Below are 9,085 nucleotides of genomic sequence, written 5' to 3'. Positions count from 1 at the left end.
GCGATGTGTTTGAACCTGTTGAAAGCGGCTAACAGGCTAAGTGTGCCTGTTGCTGCCTAAAAAGTGGCCCGGATGCCTGATTATCGGGTATCCGGGGAGGATTAAGGGGATATTTGGGTAAAATTAGTGGATATTTGAAACGAAAACAGCCGAAAATCTTTGTTTAGGTTTCGGCTGTTGGGGGAAAAGGAATTTTGCAAAGGTCTCGCTTTGAGTGCCTCTGCACGTTCCGGATGGGTTTTTGCTGATTCTGCACTGACTTCAAATGTAGTTGATTTTTTAATGTAAAACGATATGCATATTCACCGTTTTGGTTAACATATAATTCATCGTCTGGATTATTGTTAAAATAACGATTTAAAGAATGTGCATATTGATAACCGCTGCTGGGTTCGGTAGTTACAGTCCATACAGGATTATTATTTGCATCTAATTTGTATTTCACATCTGTTAATACACGGCGGCCTTTATCCAATTCAGTTTCATTATCGGCATTAGTAGCAAAATTATTAAACCATTTTGTATAACGGCTACCGCCTACACTATCTAATTCGAGTTTGCTGGCAGTTTGATCTAAGATGTTAACGCTCCTGCCATTTTTAACCAAGATGCCATTTTTATTGCGTTTATCTACACCAATCAGATTTTTTGCACTTAATGGCGTATCAATCTCATCATAACCGGCTCTCTTCGCAACATAACCATCTGTATAGTTAGTAAAGTAACGCGTTGCTACACCCCCTAATATAACTGTTTGAGGGCGCAAAAGTTTGGTTTTATCTTTTCTATAAGCGGATGTCAAAAGGTGAGAGGTAGGGTGATCATGTGGACCTTTAGCTGTCTCTAATAATGGGGTCGCACTTAAGTTATTTGCAATGAAACCGGTATTCACTTCAGTTTGATTGAATTGTTCAGTTTTTATTACATCACTTAGTTTTAGTGTGGTCAGTTTATCCTGAATGCCTTTATTTAATAATAATGTTTCTTTGTTAGTGTTAGTTTTATTATCTTTATTGGCATTATTTTTGTCGGCATTTCCTTTGTCAGTGTTAATCTTGTTGGAATTGTCTTTATTGGTAGTGCCTTTGTCAGTATTATCCTTACTAGTGTTGTTTTTGTTGGTATTGTCTTTTTTTGCGTCATCTTTATTGATGTTGTTTTTTGGGGCTACAGATAGATTTTTGGGTGAATCTCCACCTCCATTTGAACTGCCGCAGGCTGCTAAAATTGCAGCACAAATACCGCTTAGAACAAAATGAGTAATAGGTGATTTATTTTGAGTGTGCATAAATAATCCTTACTGGTTGAAAAATAAATTTATAGTAGTTTAAGTTTAAATCAGTATGGTCTTACCATTCTGATCTAGACTTGCGACGCGATATTTTAAAAATAATAAGCAGTGATTTCGTAGGTGATAAAAACAAACATAAGCAATGTTTACGCTATCGTAATATTATAAACAAATACAAATATGCGGGCTTGATTAAGTTCAGTTAAAAATGGTAAATGAGTAATTTGAATGTATTTTTTGCACGAGTGAACTTTGCTATATGAAATTTAAGGATGTCACAGTTGAAGTAAGGAAGAAAGGGGAGGTTTATTCGTTAAGAATTACCATAAAACACAAGGTCGTCTGAAAATTAGTTTTCAGACGACCTTTGGTTTTATCGAAATAAAACGGGCAACTTACTGGATGCTGCTGCCGATGCGGCTGTAATCGCCGAAATTCATCCACACGAAGAAGGCTTTTCCGACGATAAGTTTGTCGTCCACAAAGCCCCAGTAGCGGGAGTCGGCGCTGTTGTCGCGGTTGTCGCCCATGGCGAAGTAGCGGCCTTCTGGCACTTTGCAGGTAAAGCCGCTGCCGTCTTCGGCGTATTGACAGTGTTCCAAACCGCTTTGCTCTACGGAATAACCGTTTTCAGGCATGATTTTCATGCGGTAGTTGTCGAGCGAGGGAATGAAGACAGAGGGTTGTCCGGGTTCTTTCAGGATGTTGAAGATTTTGCCGTTGAGGGTCGTCTGAAAAAGTTCGGGGTTGTGGATTGCGGACGGTTCGGTATCGTCAGGGTAGGAGTAGGTGCCGTTCGGTTGGTCGGGGGCAACTTGTCCGTTGACGGTCAGGACTTTGTCGCGGTATTCGACGGTATCGCCCGGCAGTCCGACGATGCGCTTGATGTAGTTCATTTCAGGCTGGACGGGGTAGTTGAACACGACGACGTCGCCGCGCTCGATTTGTCCGGTCGGAATCAGGACGTTGTTGATAATCGGGGTTCTGATGCCGTAGGCGAATTTGTTCACAAGGATGAAGTCGCCTTTAACCAAGCCGGGGCGCATGGAGCTGGACGGGATTTGAAATGGTTCGGCTATAAAGGTGCGCAGGATGAAGACGACGAGGATGATCGGGAAAAAGCCGCTCATGTAGTCGGTAAAGTGGGCTTTGTCCTGATGCGACGGGTCTTTTTTCAGACGACCTTTGTGAATGGCCCAAACAATGCCGGTGAATACGACGAATATCAGCAATACGGCGGTAAAGCTCATGTAAAAAGACAGGATGCCGAAAACGCCGATCATGCACAAAAGATACGCCCATTGCAGGCCGGAGCTCCATTCTCCGTTTTCCTGACGTTCTTTGCTGCTTATGAAATAAAGGAAAATGCCGATAACGATGGCGGCAATCGCGCCGTAGATTAAATTTGTGCTCATTATTTGTCGCTCACTTGCAGAATCGCCAAGAACGCGCTTTGCGGGATTTCCACGTTGCCCACTTGTTTCATGCGGCGTTTGCCCGCTTTTTGTTTTTCGAGAAGTTTTTTCTTACGGGTAATGTCGCCGCCGTAACATTTCGCCAAAACGTTTTTACGCAGGGCTTTGACGTTTTCGCGGGCGATAATCTGGCTGCCGATGGCGGCTTGGACGGCGATGTCGAACATTTGGCGCGGAATCAACTCGCGCATTTTCGCTGCCAGCTCGCGGCCTCGGTGAACGGCGCTTTGACGGTGCACAATCAGGCTCAAGGCATCGACTTTTTCGCCGTTGACCATGATGTCGAGCTTAATCAAATCAGACGGTTGGAACTCTTTGAAATGGTAGTCCAGCGAGGCATAGCCGCGCGAAGTGGATTTGAGTTTGTCGAAGAAGTCCATCACGACTTCGTTCATGGGCAAATCGTAAGTCAGCATGACCTGACGGCCCATGTACTGCATATTGACCTGTACGCCGCGCTTTTGATTACACAAAGTCATGACGTTGCCGACGTATTCCTGCGGCACGAGGATGGTCGCGGTGATAATCGGCTCGAGAATGGTTTCGATGCTGCCGATGTCGGGCAGTTTGGACGGGTTTTCGACTTCGATTTTTTCTCCGCTCTTCAACACGACTTCGTAAACCACCGTCGGCGCGGTGGTAATCAAATCCATGTCGAACTCGCGCTCCAAGCGTTCCTGCACGATTTCCAAGTGCAGTAGGCCCAAGAAGCCGCAGCGGAAGCCGAAGCCCAATGCTTGGGAAACTTCAGGCTCGAATTTCAACGAAGCATCGTTAAGCTGCAATTTTTCCAAAGCGTCGCGTAGAGCTTCGTAGTCGTGGCTTTCCACGGGGTAGAGACCTGCAAATACTTGGCTTTGCACCTCTTGGAAACCGGGCAGCGGCTCAGAGGCGGGGTTGGCAACCAAAGTAACCGTGTCGCCGACTTTTGCCTGTCCCAATTCTTTCACACCGGTAATCAAAAAGCCCACTTCGCCGGCTTTGAGTTCTTGTTTTTGAACCGATTTCGGTGTGAATACACCCAACTGTTCGACCTGCGTTTCCGCTTTGGTGCTCATAAAGCGCACTTTGTCTTTCAGCTTGATGGTGCCGTTTTTCACTCGAATCAACATGACCACGCCGACGTAGTTGTCAAACCACGAATCGACGATAACGGCTTGCAGCGGCGCGTTTTCATCGCCGGTCGGCGCGGGGATTTTGGCAACGATTTCTTCCAAAACGTCTTCCACGCCGATGCCGCTTTTGGCGGAACATTGCACCGCGCCGACGGCATCGATGCCGATGATGTCTTCGATTTCCTGTTCCACGCGCTCGGGGTCGGCGGCGGGCAGGTCGATTTTGTTCAAGACAGGCACGACTTCCACGCCCAAATCAATCGCGGTATAGCAGTTCGCCACGGTTTGCGCTTCCACGCCTTGCGATGCGTCAACGACCAAAAGCGCACCTTCACAGGCGGACAGCGAACGGGAGACTTCGTAAGAGAAGTCGACGTGTCCCGGCGTGTCAATCAGGTTGAGTTGATATACCTGTCCGTCGCGTGCTTTGTAGTTGAGCGCGGCGGTTTGCGCTTTAATGGTAATGCCGCGCTCTTTTTCAATGTCCATGGAGTCGAGCACCTGCGTACTCATTTCGCGCAAATCCAAGCCGCCGCAGTATTGGATGAAGCGGTCGGCAAGCGTCGATTTGCCGTGGTCGATGTGGGCAATGATGGAGAAATTTCGGATATTTTTCATATTGTTATTTTGAAAGATAAGCAGTGATTCTGAAAAGGTCGTCTGAAAATCAAATAGACCGTTCAGACGACCTTCAGGTAAAGTGAAATAGCCTGACATTCTAGCGGAAATTTACTGTTTCCGCATGATTTTATGCGTGTTTTACAGCGACGCGACAATCTTTTCCACCATTTTCGCCGAGCTTGCCGCCGCCGTTTTCAAAAACTCTTCAAAGCTGATGTCCGCTTTTTCGTCCGCCGAGTCGGACATGGCGCGGATCACGACAAAAGGCGTGTTTAATTGGTGGCAGGCTTGCGCAATCGCCGCCGCTTCCATTTCCACCGCTTTGACTTCGGGGAAATGGCTGCGGATTTCTGCCACGCCTTCGCTGCTGTGGACAAAGCGGTCGCCGCTGACAATCAAGCCTTGCTCTACCGCCGCACCTTCAAACACTTCCGCTGCCTGTTTCGCCTTGCCGACCAAGAGGTCGTCTGAAACGAATACGGCGGGCAGTTGCGGCACTTGTCCCCAAACATAGCCGAACGCCGTTACATCGACATCGTGGTGCGCGATTTCCGTGCCGACCACTACGTCGCCGACTTTCAAACCCTTGCCCACACCGCCCGCGCTGCCGGTATTGATGACGCAGTCAGGCGCGAATTGATGGATAACCCAAGCCGTTGAAACCGCGGCGTTGACCTTGCCGATGCCGCTCAATACCAACACCATGCGCTTGCCCGCCATTTCGCCTTCGTAAGCGGTAAACTTACCGAAAGACACGCTTTTGGCATTATCCATTGCTTCGCGCAAAAGCTCGATTTCCTGTTCCATCGCGCCGATGACTGCTACTGTTTGTACAGACATTTTTTACCTTTTCATGAAATTGTGGGCGGTATTATAACAGCAGCGGCGGCATTCCATACCCGTATTGAATCCGCCGTATTGCACGCCTGTCTTATTATTCGATACGGTAATCATGCTATTTTTATGTATCATGATTTATTTGATATAATCCATTTTAATAAAATAACCACCGAAATTATCAAATATCATGATGACCAATCCTCCCAGCGCAAAAGACGAATTGTTCACTTGGCTGCGCCATATGAACAAATACAAAGGCTCCGACCTCTTTATCACCACCAATTTTCCGCCCGCTATGAAAGTGGACGGTAAAATCACACCGATTACCGATGAGCCGCTGACCTCTGAAAAATGTATGGAAATCGCTTTTTCGATTATGTCCACCAAACAAATCGAAGAGTTTTCCTCTACCAACGAATGCAACTTCGCCATCAGCCTGCCCGACACCAGCCGCTTCCGTGTCAATGCGATGGTGCAGCGCGGCGCGACGGCGTTAGTGTTCCGCTCCATTACCAGCAAAATCCCGAATTTTGACAGCCTCAATCTACCGCCCGTCTTGAAAGACGTGGTGATGAAAAAACGCGGCCTTGTGATTTTCGTCGGCGGTACCGGCTCGGGCAAATCGACCTCGCTCGCCGCGATGGTTGACCACCGCAACGAAAATTGCCAAGACCACATCATCACCATCGAAGACCCGATTGAGTTCGTCCATCAACACAAAAAAAGCATCATTACCCAGCGCGAAGTCGGCGTGGATACAGAAAACTGGTTTGCCGCACTGAAAAACACCCTGCGTCAGGCGCCAGACGTCATCCTCATTGGCGAGATTCGCGACCGCGAAACCATGGACTACGCCTTGGCGTTTGCCGAAACTGGCCACCTCTGTCTCGCCACATTGCACGCCAACAACTCCAACCAGGCGCTCGACCGCATCATCAACTTCTTCCCAGAAGAGCGCCGCACCCAGCTTTTGACCGACTTGTCGCTCAACCTGCAAGCCTTCATCTCGCAACGCCTGATTCCCCGCGAAGGCGGCAAGGGCCGCGTAGCCGCAGTGGAAATCCTGCTCAATTCGCCGATTATTTCTGAGATGATTCAAAAAGGCGAAATCCACGGCATTAAAGAAATGATGAAAAAATCTACCGCCATGGGTATGCAAACCTTCGACCAAGCGCTCTACGAGCTGTACGAACGCGGCGACATCAGCTTCCAAGACGCTATTAAAAACGCTGACTCCGCCCACGACCTGCGTTTGGACATCCAACTGCGCAGCCGCCGCGCCCAAAACGCCGGTCCGGATTTGGAACTGATTTAAAAGTTGTCGGAAATGAACAAAGGTCGTCTGAAAACCACTTTTCAGACGACCTTTTTTGTCTGTGCCGACAAAGCATACCAATAAGGTTCAAGCGATTTCTGTTAAACTGTTTTATAAATATAGTGGATTAAATTTAAATCAGGACAAGGCGACGAAGCCGCAGACAGTACAGATAGTACGGCAAGGCAAGGCAAGGCAACGCCGTCCTGGTTTAAAGTTAATCCACTACACCATACGGCTTCATGGTTCAGCCGCATCCAAATCACTACCTACAAAAGAAATCCTATGAAAATTACCCCCGTCAAAGCCTTAAACGACAACTACATCTGGATGATTCAAGCCGGCAACCACGCCGCCTGTGTCGATCCGTCCGATGCCACGCCCGTTTTGGTATTTCTCGTCCGCAACCGCCTGATGCTGGCGCAAACGTGGATTACCCATTTGCATCACGACCATATCGGCGGAGTCCAATCCCTCAAAAACGGCTTTATGGAATCGCCCGTGTACGGCGAGGCGGATATTGACTTGGCAACGCACACAGTTACGGCGGGTACGCAGTTTCCATTCGGCGACGAGTTGGTTACCGTGTGGGCGACGCCCGGCCATACCGACCGCCACGTCAGTTATCTTTTGGAAAACGCCGAAGGTTTGCACGTTTTCTGCGGCGACACATTATTCTCTGCCGGCTGCGGCAGGTTGTTTACGGGAACGATAGAAGATTTGTACGACAGTTTCCAAAGATTCAATCAGTTGCCCGAAGATACGCTGTTTTATCCTGCGCATGAATATACCGCCTCTAATCTGCGTTTTGCCGAATTTATCGAACCGGAAAATGCCGATATTCAAGCGGCTTTACGAGCGGCGGAACATACGCCGACCCTGCCCGTTACCCTCGCGCATGAACGCAAAATCAATCCGTTTTTACGGGTCGATTTGCCCCATGTCCGCGAACGGGTTGAAGATTTGGTAGGGAAGCGGTTGAACAGCGGTTTGGAAGTATTTGCCGCGTTGCGGGAATTAAAAAACCGGTTTTAAACGGGGATTGGATGAGGTTTTTTAGGAACTCCGCCTAGGCAATACGTTCAAGCATCCAATGCTTGGAGTTTTTATCCCAATCTGTCGGCTTGATGCTTGTCCATTAATAAGATAATTAATTGGGCGGACGCATCGGATATTTAAAAAATGCGTCTTTAAGCCTATAATTATAAGCATTAGCCATATTTTAAGGTCGTCTGAAAACGTGAATATCCATTTTCAGACGACCTTCATTAACGGAAAGAACAAATCATGCGTCCATTAAATGCCCGAATCCGCTTGGACAATCTGCGCCACAATTATCAAACCCTGAAACAGATTCACGGCGGCAAAATGCTTGCCGTTATCAAAGCAGACGCTTACGGACACGGCGCGGTACGGTGCGCCCACGCATTGTCCGACCTTGCTGACGGGTTTGCCGTCGCCACCGTGGACGAAGCCGTCGAATTGCGCGAAAACGGCATTACCAATCCCATCGTATTGCTCGAAGGCATCTTTGAGGCGTCGGAATACGCTACCGTCGATAAATACAATCTGTGGCCGGGCGTCGCCAGCCAATGGCAACTCGAAGCCTTAATCGTCCATCATTGGCAGAATCCCGTTAAAGTCTGGCTCAAAATGGATTCCGGTATGCACCGCGCCGGCTTCTTTCCGCACAATTACACTTCCGCCTACACCGCTCTGAAACAATGCAAACACGTTGACAGCATTGTTAAATTCAGCCACTTCGCCTGTGCCGACGAACCCGACAACGGCATGACCGAAATGCAGCTTGAAGCCTTTGATTTGGCGTGTGAAGGCTTGGAAGGCGAAGAAAGTCTTGCCAACTCCGCCGCTATCTTGAATATTCCCGAAGCGCGCCGCGACTGGGGTCGTGCCGGACTGGCGCTTTACGGCATCTCTCCGTTCGGCGGCGTGGACGAACGCCTGAAGCCCGTCATGCGCCTGACTTCCCGCGTATTCGGCGAACGCGTTCTGCGACCTCATTCTCCCATCGGCTACGGCGCGACGTTTTACACCAGCAAGTCCACCCGCGTCGGCTTGATTGCCTGCGGCTACGCCGACGGCTATCCGCGCCGAGCCTCGACCAACTCGCCCGTTGCCGTCGAAGGCAAACGCAGCCGCATCATCGGCAGGGTGTCTATGGATATGATTACTGTCGAACTCGATGCTTCCAAAGAAGGTTTGGGTGCGGAAGTCGAATTGTGGGGTGACGTTGTCAATATCAACGAAGTCGCCGAAGCTGCCGGTATGATTCCGTATGAAATTTTTTGCAACGTCAAGCGCGCGAAGTTTACATACTCGGAATAAGACCAGATTGTTTTGTTTAAAGGTCGTCTGAAATCATGGTATTTGGTTTCAGACGACCTTTTGGTTTTTAAGGCAGTAAGGC

The 9,085-nt window shown here is 48.7% G+C and carries 7 protein-coding genes; 3 read left to right on the top strand and 4 right to left on the bottom strand.

Features of this window, described 5'->3' with window-relative positions:
- Positions 1-163: 163 nt before the first annotated feature.
- From AAG834_RS03820 to AAG834_RS03805, 4 genes are all read right to left on the bottom strand, one after another.
- Positions 164-1,288: a hypothetical protein gene (locus tag AAG834_RS03820; RefSeq protein ID WP_342031306.1), complete on the bottom strand. Its 1,125-nt coding sequence runs from the start codon at positions 1,286-1,288 to the stop codon at positions 164-166.
- Positions 1,289-1,686: 398 nt separating this feature from the next.
- The gene (lepB, locus tag AAG834_RS03815) at positions 1,687-2,706 is read right to left on the bottom strand and encodes a signal peptidase I (RefSeq protein ID WP_342031305.1); all 1,020 of its coding nucleotides are present in this window, start codon (positions 2,704-2,706) and stop codon (positions 1,687-1,689) included.
- Positions 2,706-4,499: a translation elongation factor 4 gene (gene lepA / locus AAG834_RS03810; protein WP_036490455.1), complete on the bottom strand. Its 1,794-nt coding sequence runs from the start codon at positions 4,497-4,499 to the stop codon at positions 2,706-2,708. The genes lepB and lepA overlap by 1 nt, the downstream gene beginning before the upstream one ends.
- A 141-nt stretch (positions 4,500-4,640) precedes the next feature.
- Positions 4,641-5,342, bottom strand: coding sequence for a 5'-methylthioadenosine/adenosylhomocysteine nucleosidase (locus AAG834_RS03805; protein ID WP_342031304.1), 702 nt, complete (start codon positions 5,340-5,342; stop codon positions 4,641-4,643).
- Between the two features lie 187 nt (positions 5,343-5,529).
- Here AAG834_RS03805 and AAG834_RS03800 point away from each other — a divergent pair, with 187 nt between their 5' ends.
- The 3 genes from AAG834_RS03800 (at position 5,530) to alr (ending at position 9,003) form a co-directional block, all read left to right on the top strand.
- Positions 5,530-6,657, top strand: coding sequence for a PilT/PilU family type 4a pilus ATPase (locus tag AAG834_RS03800; RefSeq protein WP_003742946.1), 1,128 nt, complete (start codon positions 5,530-5,532; stop codon positions 6,655-6,657).
- A gap of 285 nt (positions 6,658-6,942) precedes the next feature.
- On the top strand, positions 6,943-7,692 hold the full coding sequence (gene gloB, locus AAG834_RS03790; RefSeq protein WP_070511774.1) for a hydroxyacylglutathione hydrolase: 750 nt from the start codon (positions 6,943-6,945) through the stop codon (positions 7,690-7,692).
- 252 nt (positions 7,693-7,944) lie between these two features.
- The gene (gene alr / locus AAG834_RS03785; RefSeq protein WP_342031303.1) at positions 7,945-9,003 is read left to right on the top strand and encodes an alanine racemase; all 1,059 of its coding nucleotides are present in this window, start codon (positions 7,945-7,947) and stop codon (positions 9,001-9,003) included.
- Positions 9,004-9,085: the final 82 nt, after the last annotated feature.

It is taken from the genome of Neisseria sp. Marseille-Q2251 (genome assembly GCF_940793045.1).
Taxonomy (GTDB): Bacteria; Pseudomonadota; Gammaproteobacteria; order Burkholderiales; family Neisseriaceae; genus Neisseria.
This window is presented reverse-complemented; position numbering and strand designations above follow the sequence as displayed.

What these genes read in the sequence shown, in the direction of transcription:
- AAG834_RS03805 (WP_342031304.1), bottom strand. Translation starts at nt 5,342, where the DNA reads ATGTCTGTACAAACAGTAGCAGTCATCGGCGCGATGGAACAGGAAATC.
- alr (WP_342031303.1), top strand. Translation starts at nt 7,945, where the DNA reads ATGCGTCCATTAAATGCCCGAATCCGCTTGGACAATCTGCGCCACAAT.
- AAG834_RS03820 (WP_342031306.1), bottom strand. Translation starts at nt 1,288, where the DNA reads ATGCACACTCAAAATAAATCACCTATTACTCATTTTGTTCTAAGCGGT.
- lepA (WP_036490455.1), bottom strand. Translation starts at nt 4,499, where the DNA reads ATGAAAAATATCCGAAATTTCTCCATCATTGCCCACATCGACCACGGC.
- AAG834_RS03800 (WP_003742946.1), top strand. Translation starts at nt 5,530, where the DNA reads ATGATGACCAATCCTCCCAGCGCAAAAGACGAATTGTTCACTTGGCTG.
- lepB (WP_342031305.1), bottom strand. Translation starts at nt 2,706, where the DNA reads ATGAGCACAAATTTAATCTACGGCGCGATTGCCGCCATCGTTATCGGC.
- gloB (WP_070511774.1), top strand. Translation starts at nt 6,943, where the DNA reads ATGAAAATTACCCCCGTCAAAGCCTTAAACGACAACTACATCTGGATG.